This window comes from Ensifer sp. NPDC090286 (genome assembly GCF_044769565.1).
Lineage (GTDB): Bacteria > Pseudomonadota > Alphaproteobacteria > Rhizobiales > Rhizobiaceae > Ensifer.
The window spans coordinates 186,290-200,103 of the sequence record NZ_JBIVYF010000003.1 but is presented as its reverse complement, the minus strand read 5'-3'; the positions used below and the strand labels follow the sequence as shown (position 1 = coordinate 200,103).

General features: G+C 62.9%; 13 protein-coding genes. 6 read left to right on the top strand and 7 right to left on the bottom strand.

Features of this window, described 5'->3' with window-relative positions:
- Positions 1 to 6: 6 nt before the first annotated feature.
- The 4 genes from ACIQUG_RS16245 to rnhA are packed head-to-tail and all read left to right on the top strand — an operon-like array spanning position 7 to position 2,871.
- A complete protein-coding gene (locus ACIQUG_RS16245) occupies positions 7 to 372 on the top strand; it encodes a DUF1304 domain-containing protein (RefSeq protein ID WP_402323178.1) in 366 nt (121 codons plus the stop codon).
- Positions 373 to 375: 3 nt separating this feature from the next.
- Positions 376 to 1,386 (top strand): 4-hydroxy-3-methylbut-2-enyl diphosphate reductase, encoded by a 1,011-nt coding sequence (gene ispH / locus ACIQUG_RS16240; RefSeq protein WP_402323177.1) that lies wholly within the window; start codon positions 376 to 378, stop codon positions 1,384 to 1,386.
- 40 nt (positions 1,387 to 1,426) lie between these two features.
- The gene (locus ACIQUG_RS16235) at positions 1,427 to 2,407 is read left to right on the top strand and encodes a homoserine kinase (RefSeq protein ID WP_192447576.1); all 981 of its coding nucleotides are present in this window, start codon (positions 1,427 to 1,429) and stop codon (positions 2,405 to 2,407) included.
- Positions 2,404 to 2,871, top strand: a complete 468-nt coding sequence (gene rnhA / locus ACIQUG_RS16230; RefSeq protein WP_043619877.1) for a ribonuclease HI — start codon at positions 2,404 to 2,406, stop codon at positions 2,869 to 2,871. Before ACIQUG_RS16235 ends, rnhA begins: the two co-directional genes overlap by 4 nt.
- Before the next feature lie 49 nt (positions 2,872 to 2,920).
- On the opposite strand, the gene ACIQUG_RS16225 is transcribed toward rnhA, so the two are convergent.
- Both ACIQUG_RS16225 and ACIQUG_RS16220 read right to left on the bottom strand, forming a co-directional pair.
- On the bottom strand, positions 2,921 to 3,406 hold the full coding sequence (locus ACIQUG_RS16225) for a peroxiredoxin (protein WP_034801256.1): 486 nt from the start codon (positions 3,404 to 3,406) through the stop codon (positions 2,921 to 2,923).
- Positions 3,407 to 3,479: 73 nt separating this feature from the next.
- Positions 3,480 to 4,295 carry a protein-disulfide reductase DsbD domain-containing protein gene (locus ACIQUG_RS16220; RefSeq protein WP_402323176.1) on the bottom strand — a complete coding sequence of 272 codons (816 nt, stop codon included), beginning with the start codon at positions 4,293 to 4,295 and terminating at the stop codon, positions 3,480 to 3,482.
- A 196-nt stretch (positions 4,296 to 4,491) separates the two neighbouring features.
- On the opposite strand from ACIQUG_RS16220, the gene ACIQUG_RS16215 reads away from it, so the two are divergent.
- On the top strand, positions 4,492 to 5,097 hold the full coding sequence (locus ACIQUG_RS16215) for a YqgE/AlgH family protein (RefSeq protein WP_043619926.1): 606 nt from the start codon (positions 4,492 to 4,494) through the stop codon (positions 5,095 to 5,097).
- 115 nt (positions 5,098 to 5,212) lie between these two features.
- Here ACIQUG_RS16215 and ACIQUG_RS16210 read toward each other — a convergent pair whose 3' ends face one another.
- The 4 genes from ACIQUG_RS16210 to thrC form a co-directional block, all read right to left on the bottom strand.
- Positions 5,213 to 8,122 carry an EAL domain-containing protein gene (locus tag ACIQUG_RS16210; protein ID WP_043619881.1) on the bottom strand — a complete coding sequence of 970 codons (2,910 nt, stop codon included), beginning with the start codon at positions 8,120 to 8,122 and terminating at the stop codon, positions 5,213 to 5,215.
- A complete protein-coding gene (locus ACIQUG_RS16205) occupies positions 8,122 to 8,733 on the bottom strand; it encodes a GNAT family N-acetyltransferase (protein ID WP_043619883.1) in 612 nt (203 codons plus the stop codon). Before ACIQUG_RS16205 ends, ACIQUG_RS16210 begins: the two co-directional genes overlap by 1 nt.
- 307 nt (positions 8,734 to 9,040) lie before the next feature.
- The gene (locus ACIQUG_RS16200) at positions 9,041 to 10,342 is read right to left on the bottom strand and encodes a M16 family metallopeptidase (RefSeq protein ID WP_402323175.1); all 1,302 of its coding nucleotides are present in this window, start codon (positions 10,340 to 10,342) and stop codon (positions 9,041 to 9,043) included.
- Positions 10,343 to 10,358: 16 nt separating this feature from the next.
- Positions 10,359 to 11,759: a threonine synthase gene (thrC, locus tag ACIQUG_RS16195; protein ID WP_402323174.1), complete on the bottom strand. Its 1,401-nt coding sequence runs from the start codon at positions 11,757 to 11,759 to the stop codon at positions 10,359 to 10,361.
- A gap of 281 nt (positions 11,760 to 12,040) precedes the next feature.
- On the opposite strand from thrC, the gene ACIQUG_RS16190 reads away from it, so the two are divergent.
- Entirely contained in the window at positions 12,041 to 12,592 is a 552-nt protein-coding gene (locus ACIQUG_RS16190; RefSeq protein WP_043619928.1) for a hypothetical protein, read from the top strand.
- Between the two features lie 69 nt (positions 12,593 to 12,661).
- Here the strand turns inward: ACIQUG_RS16190 and ACIQUG_RS16185 are convergent, their stop codons facing one another.
- Positions 12,662 to 13,768 (bottom strand): ABC transporter substrate-binding protein, encoded by a 1,107-nt coding sequence (locus ACIQUG_RS16185; RefSeq protein ID WP_043619889.1) that lies wholly within the window; start codon positions 13,766 to 13,768, stop codon positions 12,662 to 12,664.
- Positions 13,769 to 13,814: the final 46 nt, after the last annotated feature.

The following is a 13,814-nucleotide window of genomic DNA, read 5'->3' as shown; positions in this document are numbered from 1 at the left end:
GGCAACGTGACGATCATCGCGAACACACTGATTGCTTTGAACGGATTGCTGCATATCGGTTTCCTGGTGCTGGAAATGTTCCTTTGGACCGGGCCGAAGGGAAGAGCCGTGTTCCGGATGACGGCCGAGCAGGCCGAGACGACACGGGTGCTCGCGGCCAACCAGGGGCTCTACAACGGCTTTCTTGCCGCCGGCCTGTTCTGGTCGTTGATCCAGGCCGAAGCCGCCTTTGCCATCCAGCTGAAGGTGTTCTTCCTTGTGTGCGTGGTCGTTGCCGCTATATATGGCGCGTGGTCGGTCAAGCCGCGTATCCTCCTCATCCAGGGCGGCCCGGCGATCGCAGCGCTCGTTTTCCTCCTAATGGCATCCTGATCCATGGCATCATCAGCGGCAGAAAAATCCCCGATCACCATCCGCCTTTGCGGCCCGCGCGGCTTCTGCGCCGGCGTCGACCGCGCGATCCAGATCGTCGTCCTGGCGCTGAAGGAATTTGGCGCGCCGGTCTATGTCCGCCATGAGATCGTCCACAATCGCTACGTCGTCGAAGGCCTCGAAGCCAAGGGTGCGATCTTCGTTGAAGAGCTCGACGAGATCCCGCCGGAACACCGCAAACAGCCGGTCGTCTTTTCGGCGCACGGCGTGCCGAAGTCGGTGCCCGCCGACGCGGATGCCCGCAACCTGTTCTATCTCGACGCCACCTGTCCACTGGTCTCCAAGGTCCACAAGCAGGCGATGCGCCACAATCGCCTCGGCCGCCACGTCGTCCTGATCGGTCATGCCGGCCATCCGGAAGTGATCGGCACCATGGGCCAATTGCCGGAAGGCACGGTATCGCTGGTCGAGACGGTCGAGGATGCCGACGTCTACCAACCGCCGGACCCGAACAACCTCGGTTTCGTCACCCAGACGACGCTATCGGTCGACGATACCGCCGGCGTCATCAAGCGGCTGCACGAGCGTTTTCCGAACCTCACGGCGCCCGCCGCCGATTCGATCTGCTACGCCACCACCAACCGCCAGGAAGCGGTAAAGCAGGCAGCCCCCGGCTGCGACCTGTTCCTCGTCGTCGGCGCCCCCAACTCGTCCAATTCCAAGCGCCTCGTCGAAGTGGCGCTGAGAGCCGGCGCGAAAAAATCCGTGCTGGTCCAGCGGGCGTCGGAAATCGACTGGGATGAAATCGGCGATATCTCTACGGTGGGCCTGTCGGCCGGTGCGTCTGCGCCGGAAGTGATCGTCAACGAGATCATCGAGGCGTTTCGCGAACGCTACGACGCTTCGGTGGAACTCGCCGATACGGTCGAGGAAAACGAGAACTTCCTCGTCAACCGCGAGATCCGCCACGTGCCGCTGACGGCTGCCGACATGGCCTTCGTCAACGGCGAATAAGCCGCATTTCCTGCCCGCATTTTCTTGAGAGTGGACACCCTTGGCCGTTTACACCGATATCACGGAAGACGATCTCGCCCGTTTTCTCACCGCCTATGACGTCGGCCAGCTGACCTCCTACAAGGGGATCGCAGAGGGCGTAGAGAACTCCAATTTCCTGCTGCACACGACCAAGGGCTCCTACATCCTCACGCTCTACGAAAAGCGCGTGAATGCCGGCGACCTGCCGTTCTTCCTGGGCCTCATGCATCATCTGGCCGAGCGCGGCCTGTCCTGCCCGCTGCCGCTACCGCGTTCCGACGGCGAGCTGCTCGGCGAGCTCTCGGGTCGCCCTGCCGCCGTCATCTCCTTCCTCGAGGGCATGTGGCTGAGAAAGCCCGAAGCCAGGCACTGCCACGAAGTGGGCAAGGCGCTGGCGGCCATGCACGTCGCCGGCGAGGGTTTCGCGCTGAAGCGCACCAATGCGCTTTCCGTCGGCGGCTGGCGGCCGCTCTGGGTGAATTCCGAAGCGCGCGCCGACGAGGTTCAGGCAGGGCTCAAGGACGAGATCTCGGCCGAGCTCGAACATCTGGAGCGCCATTGGCCGAAATCGCTGCCGGAAGGCGTCATCCACGCCGATCTCTTCCCGGACAACGTCTTCTTCCTCGGCGACCAACTGTCCGGGCTCATCGACTTCTATTTCGCCTGCAACGACTATCTCGCCTACGATGTCGCCGTCTGCCTCAATTCCTGGTGCTTCGAGAAGAACGGCTCCTATAACATCACAAAGGGCATGGCGATGCTTTCGGGCTATGAGAGCGTGCGCAAGCTGACGCCGGCCGAGGTCGACGCCCTGCCGCTGCTCTGCCGCGGCTCAGCGCTGCGCTTCTTCCTGACGCGCCTCTACGATTGGCTGATGACGCCTGCGGGCGCGCTCGTGGTCAAGAAGGATCCGCTCGAATATCTGACGAAGATCCGCTTCCACCGCGCGATTGCGTCCAGCGCCGAATACGGCCTGCGCCGCGACGGAGGCCAGGCATGAAACATATCGATATCTTTACCGACGGTGCCTGCTCGGGCAATCCGGGTCCGGGCGGCTGGGGCGCTGTCCTGCGCTACGGCGAGGTGGAAAAGGAACTCTCCGGCGGTGAGGCCGAAACCACCAACAACCGCATGGAGCTGCTGGCGGCGATCTCGGCGCTCGACGCGCTGAAGAGCGCCTGCGAGGTCGATCTCTACACCGACAGCAAATATGTGATGGACGGCATCTCCAAGTGGATCCACGGCTGGAAGAAGAACGGCTGGAAGACCGCGGACAAGAAGCCGGTGAAGAACGGCGAACTCTGGCAGCGGCTGGACGAGGCCAACCGGCGGCACAAGGTGACCTGGCACTGGGTCAAGGGCCATGCCGGTCATCCGGAGAACGAGCGCGCCGACGAACTCGCGCGCAAGGGCATGGAACCCTACAAGAAGAAACGTGGCTTGGGCTCGCTTCTGGTGAAATGAAAAACGGGCCGTTGAGGCCCGTTTCCATGTGCACTTGCTTCTTCTGTGCTCAGAGCTGCTCGAGCATCGCGGCAGCGCCCGAAACGGTCGCCTGGCCGGGGCTTTCCTCAAGATTGAGCGACTTTACCACGCCGTCTTCGACCAGCATCGAATAGCGCTTGGAGCGCACACCGAGCGTGCCGGCCGACAGGTCGATATCCATGCCGAGCGCCTTGGTGAAGGCGGCGTTCCAGTCCGAGAGGAAGTGGATCTTGCCCATGCCGCCCGAGGTGGTTGCCCAGGCGCCCATCACATGCAGGTCGTTGACCGAGACGACGGCGATGTCGTCGACGCCGCGGGCAAGGATCGCGTCGCGGTTTTCGAGATAGCCGGGCAGGTGGTTAAGCGAGCAGGTGGGCGTGAATGCGCCCGGGACGGCGAAGAGCACGACGCGCTTGCCCGCAAAGAGCTGATCGGTGGTGACCTCGACGGGACCGTCGGCGGTCTTTTCCTTGAAGGTTGCGGCTGGCAGCTTGTCTCCGACGGCAATGGTCACGGCACTCTCCTTGCGTTGCTTGCGTCTCGCTTCTCCGCACTCGTCGGAGAACTCGGCGGACTATAGATGCGCCCTAATCAAAGGCAAGGGTCGTCTCCATGCTGCGGCCCTGGGCGCGCACAGTCAAAACGATCGGCTTGCCTTTGAGTTCCCTGTCCTTGCCCGTGAGCCTCACCGGAACGGCTGCGTTCAACGCCCTGTCGCCGGCAGGCTGGATCTCGGGCTTGCCGAACGAAATGCCCGAAGGCCCTGCGAGGAAGACTTCCGGATCCTTGTCGTCGGCGGGTAGGCGAACCGACAGATGCATCATCGCCTTGTCGGCGTCGTAGCGGCTCGCGGTGACTGCGAAATCCGTGGACGGCGCCTCCGGCAGTGCAGCCACGGCATCGTCGATCCGCGCGCCGTCGAGCGGATTGTCGAAGCCGCCTTGCTTGATGGCAAGCGTGAGCTCGCCCTGCACCGGGATGCAGATGTCCTCGCAGATGCCGAGGAAAACGGAGGCGCGAATGGTTACGTCGCCGCTGCCGTGGAGGCTCTTCAACGTCAGCGGGAAGGCGACCGGCTTGTCATAGCCGATATAGCGCACGACGCCGTCGTCGAAGGTCTTCGGCACCGGGAAGCCGATCTTTTCCAGCTCCACGCCGCCTTTCGGGTCGAGCGTCACCTGCGGGGGAATGCCGCTTGCGCCGGGTTCGCGCCAATAGGTCTTCCAACCAGGGTTGAGCTTGACCTCCAGTGTTGCCGGGATCGTGCCGTCCTCTTTGGGCTGGGCGGCGACCAGACGGATCATGCCGCCGGGGGAGGTGACCCACTCGCTGGTGGCCGCGTTGGCGCCGAAGGGGAGAAAAAAACAGCCAGCCAGGCTTGCCGCGCCGATGAACTGGGCCATTTTCTGGTGTGTGAAGCACTGGATCATACGGCAAGCAATATCGCTTTTGCCAAAACCGCTCCAGACGCTGCGACGGAAGCAATGATCATAATTGCTTGATCGGACACGGCGAAGTGAACGCCGTGCGTGCAATAATTATGGGCCGCGACGCTGAGGCGCTTTTCATTTCGCGGCGAATTGATAGGCTGTTCGCATGATGGCTACTCCGATGGCGCAAAAGAGACGCGAGCGAGGCTTTCTTGACGGTCAGTTCCTGATCGCCATGCCCGGGATGTTTGACGCCAATTTCGCCCGCACGGTCATCTTCATCTGCGCCCATTCGGACGATGGAGCCATGGGCTTCATTCTCAACCGGCCGCAACAGCTGACCTTCCCGGACGTGCTGCTTCACCTCGATCTTCTCGATGAGGATGAGGCGATCCGGCTTCCCCAGGTAACACGGGATTTCCAGATCCAGGCGGGCGGTCCGGTCGAAACCGGGCGCGGCTTCGTGCTGCATTCCGACGACTATTTGAGCGACTCCAGCATTCCCGTCAGCGACGATATCTGCCTGACGGCGACGCTCGACATCGTCCGTGCCATTTCGCGTGGGCAGGGGCCCGTGCGCGCGACGATGATGCTCGGCTACGCTGGGTGGGGACCGGGGCAGCTGGAAGCGGAAATCACCCAGAACGGCTGGCTCACATGCCCGGCACGCGACGAGCTGATCTTCGACAAGGCGCTCGACGACAAATACGATCGGGCGCTGGCGCTGATGGGTGTTTCGGCCGCGATGCTCTCCATGGATGCCGGCCACGCCTGATTGGCGGCATGCCGCTCTCTTCCAGATCCTTGCCGCAGAAACGAAAAGCCCGCCGGATTGTTACCGACGGGCCTTAAGACGTTGGTCTGCGTGCTGAGCAGCGTCGCCTTGGCGATTACGCCCGCTTCATCAGCGGAAAACGTTCCTTCAGCAGTCGCTGGATCGATTCCGAGCCGATCGGCGGACCGAAGAGGAAGCTCTGTCCGTAGTCGCAGCCCATCTGCGACAACTGGATCGCGTCATCCTCGGATTCGATGCCCTCGGCCACCACTTGCATGTCGAGTTCGCGCGCCATGGTGATGACGGAGCGCAAGAGGATGCCGCGCTTGTCGCTCGGATCACGCACCAGCGCCTTGTCGATCTTGATCGTGTCGAAGGGGAAGCGGGTGAGGTAGGAGAGCGACGAGTGGCCCGTGCCGAAGTCGTCGAGCGCGAGCTTGAGACCGGCCTCTTTCAGCTTTTCGAGGACGAGGCGGGCCTGCTCCGGATTTTCCATCACAAGCGATTCCGTCAGCTCCATCTTCACCTTGCCCGGATCGCAGCGGTTCTTGGTGAGGATGGCGCGGACGTCGTCATAAAGCTCGTTGTTGAGCAACTGCGCGCTCGAAAGATTGATCGAGACGAAGATCGGCAGGTCGCCGGTCTGCAACTGCCATTCCGTCAGGTCGCTCGTTGCCCGATCGAAGGCGAACATGCCGAGCTGGTTGATGAGGTCGGAATTCTCGGCGATCGGGATGAACTCGGTCGGCGAGATATTGCCGCGCTTGGGGTGATCCCAGCGCATCAGGGCCTCGAAGCCGGCGATCTCGGCATCGTTCAGCCGCACGATCGGCTGGTAGACGAGCGAAAGTTCCTTGCGCTCGATTGCCTTCTTGAGGTCGGCTTCGAGCTGCATGCGGTCCGAACCGGAGGTGCGGAAGGCCGGGCGGAACGGCTCGACGCGGTTGCCGCCTTCCTTCTTGGCCCTGAACATAGCGAGCTCGGCATCATCGAGAAGCCCGGCCGCACTCTGTTCCTGGTCGAGCCACGAGACGAGCCCGATGGATGCGGTGAGGTTGATTTCGCGGTTGCCGTAATTGAGCGGCACCATGATTGCCTTGCTCACCGCGTCGGCGAAATCGGCAACCTTGGCGGGATCGCGCTCGGACATCAGGATCAGGCCGAACTGGTCGCCGCCGAGACGAGCCAGCGTGTCCTGCGGGCGCAGCAGCCGGCGCAGGCGCCGCGTCAGTGCGATCAGGATGTTGTCGCCGGCGGCGATGCCCAAGAGATCGTTGACCTGCTTGTAGCGGTCGATGTCGATCGCAAGCACCGTCGGGCGCACGGAATTGCTGCCGTCGGCCATCAAGAGCATCGCCTGCAGCCGGTCGAGGAAGACCTGACGGTTCGGAAGGCCGGTCAGATTGTCGAGAAGCGCGTTGTGCAGCAGCCGTTCGACGGAATTGCGCTGTTCGGTGATGTCGATGATCGTGCCGACGCAGCGGATGATTTCGCCGTTGGCGCCAAGCACAGGGCGGGCGCGGATCGAGAGCCAGTGATAGTGGCCGTCCTCGGCGCGCACGCGGAATTCATGATTGAGCTTGCCGCGGCGGCGCTCGAGGAGCACGTCGAGCGTGGCGCGGAAGCGGTCGCGATCGTCGGGATGCAGCCGTGGCAGCCAGTTGCGCAAGGGTCCGTGCATGCTTCCGAGCGACAGGCCGAGCTGGGTCGAGATATCGGGCATGGTCACCACACGGTCGCGCGCGACGTCCCAGTCCCAGACGGTGTCGCCGGATCCGGTGAGGGCCAGCGACTGGCGCTCGAGATCGGAGAACAGGCCCTGCTGGTAGCCGCTGCCGGCAACGGCATGCTGCATGACGGTGAAGCCGATCAGGAGCACGATCAGCACGAGACCGCCGCCGAGCGCCGGCTGCACGATGTCGTTGGCGAGCTGGCCGGTGACCGTCAGCCAGGCGCCGAACAGCCAGACGAGGATCAGCAGCCAGGCGGGAACGAGCAGGATTGCGCGGTCGTAGCGGTTGAAGCCGAGATAGGCGATCAGCACGATGCCGACGGTGCCCGTCAGCGCAAAGGAAAGACGGGCGATGCCGGCCGCGATCGCCGGATCGTAGACGGCGACGCCGAAGAGCAGACCGAGGCCGAGGATCCAGGCGAGCGTGGCGTAGCCCAGATGCTGGTGCCAGCGGTTGAGATTGAGGTAGGTGAACAGGAAGATCACGAGGCCGGCCGCGAGGAAGACCTCGGTGCCCGCTCGCCATATTCGCTCGTCCCCCGCGGTCACGCTGATGAGCTTCGACAGGAAGCCGAAGTCGACGCAGATATAGGCAAGCACGGCCCAGGCAAGTGCCGCCGTCGCCGGCAGCATCGAGGTGCCCTTGACGACGAAGAGGATGGTCAGGAACACCGCAAGCAGGCCGGCAATGCCGAGCACAATGCCGCGATAAAGCGTGAAGGCGTTGACCGTGTCCTTGTAGGAGTCCGGCTCCCAGAGGTAGATTTGCGGCAGGTCCGGTGTCGCCAGCTCGGCGACGAAGGTGATGATGACGCCCGGCGCCAGCGAGACGCGGAAGACGTCCGCCTCGTCGCTCGGTTCGCGGGTGAGCGCGGAGCCTTCGCTCGGCGTGATCGAGAGCATGCGCTTGGAGCCGAGGTCCGGCCAGAAGAGCTTGGAATTCACCAGTCGGAAATGCGGCGCGACGATCACGCGCTCGAGCTGTTCGGCCGAAACGTTGGCGAGCGCGAACACCGCCCAGTCGCCCTGGTGGCCTTCGCTGTTGGAGCGCACTTCGATTCGTCGCACGATGCCGTCGGTGCCGGGTGCTGTCGAAACCTGAAAGGCTTCGTTGCGGCCGCTATAGATTTCGGTCGTCGCCGTCAGGTCGAGCGCCGTGTCTTCACGCGAAATCTTGACCGGCTCCAAAGCCTGGGCCGCGCCGCCGAGCGCACAGAAAATCGTCGTGAGCGTTATCAGAAACGCTGCCAGCTTGGAGGCTGACCAGGCGAAGGGCGAGCGGGCTAGAGGCATCAAAGGGGCATATTCCTGTTCGGTACGGCATCGTCGGACAGGAGAGAAAAGAGCAGATGGTCTCGCCACTGGCCGTTGATTCTCAAGTACTGTCTTAAATAGCCTTCACGCTCAAAACCGGCCTTTTCAAGGAGCCGGATGCTTCTTGAGTTGTCCGGAATACAGGCTGCTTCAATACGGTGCAACTCAAGGGTCGAAAAGATGTAGGGGATCGCGAGCTTGAGGGCCGCAAACATGTGGCCTTTGCCGGCGTGGCGCGCGCCCATCCAGTAGCCGATCATGCAGTTTTGCCCGGCGCCGCGGCGAATGTGGCCGATGGTCAGTCCGCCGAGCAGGACCTCGCCTGGCTTGTGGAAAAGGAAGAGCGGCACCGCCTGGCCGGAGGCATATTCCTGTTCGTTGCGGATGACCCGGCTGCGAAAGGCGCTCTCGGTCATTTCGTCGGTGCGCCAGGTCGGCTCCCACGGCTCCAGGAAGGTGCGGCTGTCGCTTCTGAGCTGATACCACTGGCGGTAATCGGAGTAGCGGGGGAGGCGGAGCAGGTAATTCTGGTCGGCGATTTCGATCGTCTCCGGCTGCCGCGACAGGAACCGAAAAACCGATCGTGTCATAGCTGCCTCCGAGGCCGTTCCGTTTACGCGCGAGGACCTTGTACCATCCGCCCGACGGCACGCCTTTGCGCCGTCACAAATCGAAACGTTGCACAACTTTGCGCGCAAATCGAATCCGATTTTGCGAAAAGCTGCAAAGACTTCACCATTCTTACACGCTGTCGTCATCCGCGGCGCGCCGGCTGGCCGAACGCAGTTTCCGGGCGGCGCTTGAAAGCGCCTCCCGTGCGATATTGCTCACTGTTTGGGAGGCCGGGATTGCTTCATACATTCTGATGAAGCGGAGCCCGGCCGTTAAGCCTTCGGCTTAGCTTGCGACGGCGTGCGGGACAGCGGCCTTGCCGGTCAGCGACGACAGGATGTCGCCCATCGGGGCAAGCTGCTCGAGCGGGCCGATCGCCGAAAGCGTCGGTATAGTGTCGAAGAACAGCCGGCCGGCAAGGTCGGTCAGGCGCTCGATGGTGATGCCGGAGAGGCGCTCCATCAGTTCCTCGTTGGGGATCGGGCGACCGTAGAGCATCATCTGGCGGGCGATCTGGCCGGCGCGGGCCGCCGGGCTTTCCTGGCCCATCAGAAGCTGTGCGCGGATCTGGGCGCGCGCGCGCTCGATTTCCTGCTGCTCGATGTTCATCGAGGATTTGCGCAGCTCGTCGACGATGACGGGCATCAGTTCCGGCAGGTTCTCGCCGCCGGTCGCGGCATGCACGCCGAAGATGCCGGTGTCGGAAAAGCCCCAATGGAAGGCATAGACCGAGTAGCAGAGGCCGCGATGCTCGCGCACTTCCTGGAACAGGCGGGAGGACATGCCGCCGCCGAGGATGTTGGCGAGGATCTGCGAACAGTAGAAATCGCGGGCGTGGTAGGCCTTGCCTTCAAAACCGAGCAGCACCTGCGCGTCCATCAGGTCGCGGGTTTCGCGGCTCTCGCCGCCGGTATAGCGCGCAGCTTCCATCACAGGCGTTGCGATCGGCGTGCGTGGAAGGGAAGCGAAGCGCTGCTCGACCTGGCGAACGAAGGCATCGTGCTCGACGGCGCCGGCGGCGACCACGAACATGCGGTCGGTCGTATAGTTACGGCCGAGATACTGGCGGATCTGGTCGGCGGAGAACGACATGACCGTATCCGGGGTGCCGAGGATCGGCCGGCCGACGGTCTGGTTGCGATAGGCGGTCTCGGCGAAGCGGTCGAAGACGACATCGTCGGGCGTGTCGTCGGCAGCGCCGATCTCCTGCAGGATCACCTGCTTCTCGCGGCGAAGTTCTTCATCGTCGAAGCTGGATTCGGTCAGAATGTCGGCGAGGATGTCGACCGCGAGCGGCACGTGATCCTTGAGAACCCGGGCATAATAGGAGGTCGTCTCGGTCGAGGTCGCAGCATTGACCTCGCCACCGACGTTCTCGATCTCTTCGGCAATCTGGCGGGCGGTGCGCCGCGCGGTGCCCTTGAAAGCCATGTGCTCGAGCAGATGGGCAATGCCATGTTCGCCGAGGGTTTCATTGCGCGAACCGGACTTGATCCACACGCCGAGCGCCACACTTTCAAGATGCGGCATCTGCTCGGTTACCACCGTCAACCCGGAAGGGAGCCGGGTGCACTCAACTTTCATCATACGTTTCTTCTCGTTCTTACCCCCGGAGGCGGGTCCGCTCGCCGATAAAGGTCTCGACGGTTTTCAGGTCCGGATCCAGGATATCGAAACGCTCCTCCCTGTTCATCAGGTCAGCAAGCCACGTCGGAAGCGCCGGGTCAATACCACTTGCCGATTTTACCGCGTCCGGGAATTTCGCCGGATGTGCGGTCGCAAGGGTCACCATTGGAGCGGACACCTTCTCGTGTTTGGCGGCGACGAAGACGCCGACGGCGCTGTGCGGATCGAGCAGATAGCCCGTGTCGGCAAGCGTCTTTGCAATCGTCTTGGCGACGTCCTTCTCCGAGGCGCGACCGGCGCGGAACTCCTTGCGGATCGCCTTCAGCGCCTTCTCGCGGATGGTGAAGGAGCCGGATTGCTTCAGCCCGTCCATCGCCGAGCGGATTTCGCCCGGATCGCGGTCGTTCGCCTCGAACAGAAGCCGTTCGAAGTTCGACGAAATCTGGATGTCCATCGACGGTGCGGTGGTCGCCTTGACGTCGCGCATCTCGTAGCGGCCGGTCTTCAGCGTGCGGGCGAGAATGTCGTTTTCGTTGGTGGCGATGATCAGCTTGTCGATCGGCAGGCCCATGCGCTTGGCAACGTAGCCGGCGAAGATGTCACCGAAATTGCCGGTCGGGACCGTGAAGGAGATCTTGCGGTCCGGCCCGCCGAGCGCGACCGCCGTCGTGAAGTAATAGACGATCTGGGCCATGATGCGCGCCCAGTTGATCGAGTTGACACCCGAAAGCTTGACGCGGTCACGGAAGGCGGCGTCGTTGAACATCGCTTTGACGAGGTTCTGGCAGTCGTCGAAGTTGCCGTTGACGGCGATGGCATGAACGTTCGATGCGCTCGAGGTCGTCATCTGCCGCTGCTGCACCGGCGAGACCTTGCCGTGCGGGAAGAGAATGAAGATATCGGTACGCTCACGACCGGCAAAGGCGTCGATCGCCGCACCACCGGTGTCGCCGGAGGTCGCGCCGACGATCGTGGCCCGCTCGCCGCGTTCGGCAAGCACATAGTCCATAAGCCGTGCGAGCAGCTGCATCGCCACGTCCTTGAAGGCGAGCGTCGAGCCGTGGAAGAGCTCCATGACGAAGGCGTTCGGTCCAGTCTGCACCAGCGGCGCCACCGCCGGATGGCGGAAGGTGGCGTAGGCTTCGTCGATCATTTCGCGGAACTTGCCCGCCGGGATCTCGCCATTGATGAAGGGCTCGAGCACGGTGAAGGCAATGTCCTGGTAGGATTTGCCGCGCAGGCCGCGGATTTCCTTCTTGGAAAAGGTCGGCCATTCCTTGGGGAGATAGAGACCGCCATCGCGCGCAAGACCGGCAAGCAGCGCATCGCAGAAGCCGAGAGGAGCGGCTTCGCCGCGCGTCGAGATATACTTCACCATCTTTGTCCTTCGTCCCACCTCAAGGGTTGCGGCGACCTTGGGAAACGTCGTCGCGACACGCTCGTCTTATTGCGTCAGTCCTTGACAAAGTCTGCATCTATTCTTGTCACCGACCCAATTTCCGGTCGCAAAACTAGCTTCGGAAAATTCGGAAGGGACGGACTGACCCAATCGATTTTTCAGTTTGTCGCTGCTATAGACGATGCCCGAAGGCCATGAAAGGTCTTCCGGCCGAGATTTCGGTCAAGGAGTTTCAACCGGTCCAGCAGAGGTTGTTCAACGTGTTTGGCAAAGTATCCCGGCCTGTTCTCGCAATATCTTTTCTCGCGGTCCTCGCCGGCTGCAATCAGACTCAATCCGGTGGGGCGATCGACGCAGGCGGCAGTGCCGCTGCTCCGACGCCGGCCGTCGTTCAGGCCGCGTGCCCGCAGGTCATCCTGCGTGACGGCACGTCGGTCTTCACCAGCTACGCCAAGGGCGCCAAGAACGACCCGACCAAGGTCGTCTACCAGGCCTCTCTTGCCGACACCACGCGCCAGTGCGTCCAGAGCGAGAACTCGCTGACGATGACCGTGGTGGTTCAGGGACGCGTGGTCAGCGGACCCGCGGGCGGCCCCGGCAAGGTCACGATGCCGATCCGCGTTGCGGCAACCGACGAGGACAAGACGCTCTATTCCGAGCTGACCCAGCACGCCGTCGAGATCCCCTCGACCGGCTCCGGCCAGTTCGTCTTCACCAAGGCCAACGTGACGCTGCCGGCCGGCGCCGGATCCAACGTCACCGTCTATGTCGGCTTCGACGAAGGCCCGCCGGCCAAGGGCAAGAAGAAGTAAGCAGCGGCCCATGCCGCATAAAAAAACGCCGGGGCTTGCCCCGGCGTTTTCATTTCCATTGCGTGCGGCTTATTCAGCCGGAACGCTCTTGCCGCCTTCCCACTTGTAGAGCGAGAAAGCCTGCGAGGTGAGGTCGCCGGCTTCGCTGTAGGTCAGCTTGCCGAGAACCGTGTCGATGGCGTCGCCCGACTTGATCGCAGTTGCAACCGCAGTCGCGTCCTCAGCGGAGCCCGCCTTCTCGATGCCGGCCTTCAGCACCTGGACGGCAGCATAGGCGTTCAGCGTGAAGGCTTCGGCCGGGATGTTCTTCGCCTTCAGCGCTTCGACAGCCGGAGCGGAGGCCGGGTTGCTGGTCGCGTCGCTGGCATTGGTGTAGACCGTGCCGGTCGCAGCTTCGCCGCCGATTGCCCAGAACTCGGTGTTGGACAGGCCGTCGCCGCCGAAGATCTGCGCCTTCACGCCCTGGTCGTGCATCTGGCGTGCGAGCAGACCGCCTTCCGGATGGTAGCCGCCGAAGTAGACGACATCGACGTTTTCGGCCTTCAGGCGGGTGACGATGGCGCTGAAGTCCTTGTCGCCCGGGTTCAGGCCTTCGTAGACGACTTCGGTGATGCCGCCAGCGTTGATCGCCTTCTTGAAGCCGTCAGCGAGGCCCTTGCCGTAAGGCGCCTTGTCGTGCAGCACGGCGACCTTCTTGTCCTTGAGGTTCTTGAGCACATAGGCGGCCGCAACCTCGGCCTGCTGGTCGTCGCGGCCGCAGGTGCGCAGCACGTTCCAGAGACCGCGGGTGGTGAGGTCAGGCGTGGTTGCCGTCGGCGTCACCATCAGGATGCCGTTTTCGGCAAGGATGTCCGAAGCCGCCATCGAGGTGCCGGACAGAACCGGACCGACGACGTAGCGGATGCCTTCACCGGCAGCCTGGTTGGCAACCGAAACGGCCTGCTTCGGATCGCCGGCGTCGTCGAGCATCTTCAGCACGATCTTCTCGCCATTGATGCCGCCAGCCTTGTTGATCTCGTCTGCAGCCGTTTCCGCGCCGTTCTTCACCTGCTCGCCATAGGCCGCGACCGGGCCGGTAAGCGGCGTGATCACGCCAATGGTGATGTCGGCGAAGGCGAGCGGGCCGAAGGCGACGCTGGCCGCCAGGGTCAGGCCGGTCAACATTGAAAGACGCATTGTGTTTCCTCCTAAAAATACCCCGATGGGGCTTGCTTGGTACGGC

Bases quoted from the DNA above. Each gene is read 5' to 3' on its own strand.
- ACIQUG_RS16220 (WP_402323176.1), bottom strand. From the start codon at position 4,295: ATGGCCCAGTTCATCGGCGCGGCAAGCCTGGCTGGCTGTTTTTTTCTC.
- ACIQUG_RS16215 (WP_043619926.1), top strand. From the start codon at position 4,492: ATGGCTACTCCGATGGCGCAAAAGAGACGCGAGCGAGGCTTTCTTGAC.
- rnhA (WP_043619877.1), top strand. From the start codon at position 2,404: ATGAAACATATCGATATCTTTACCGACGGTGCCTGCTCGGGCAATCCG.
- ACIQUG_RS16210 (WP_043619881.1), bottom strand. From the start codon at position 8,122: ATGCCTCTAGCCCGCTCGCCCTTCGCCTGGTCAGCCTCCAAGCTGGCA.
- ACIQUG_RS16205 (WP_043619883.1), bottom strand. From the start codon at position 8,733: ATGACACGATCGGTTTTTCGGTTCCTGTCGCGGCAGCCGGAGACGATC.
- ACIQUG_RS16185 (WP_043619889.1), bottom strand. From the start codon at position 13,768: ATGCGTCTTTCAATGTTGACCGGCCTGACCCTGGCGGCCAGCGTCGCC.
- ispH (WP_402323177.1), top strand. From the start codon at position 376: ATGGCATCATCAGCGGCAGAAAAATCCCCGATCACCATCCGCCTTTGC.
- ACIQUG_RS16200 (WP_402323175.1), bottom strand. From the start codon at position 10,342: ATGATGAAAGTTGAGTGCACCCGGCTCCCTTCCGGGTTGACGGTGGTA.
- thrC (WP_402323174.1), bottom strand. From the start codon at position 11,759: ATGGTGAAGTATATCTCGACGCGCGGCGAAGCCGCTCCTCTCGGCTTC.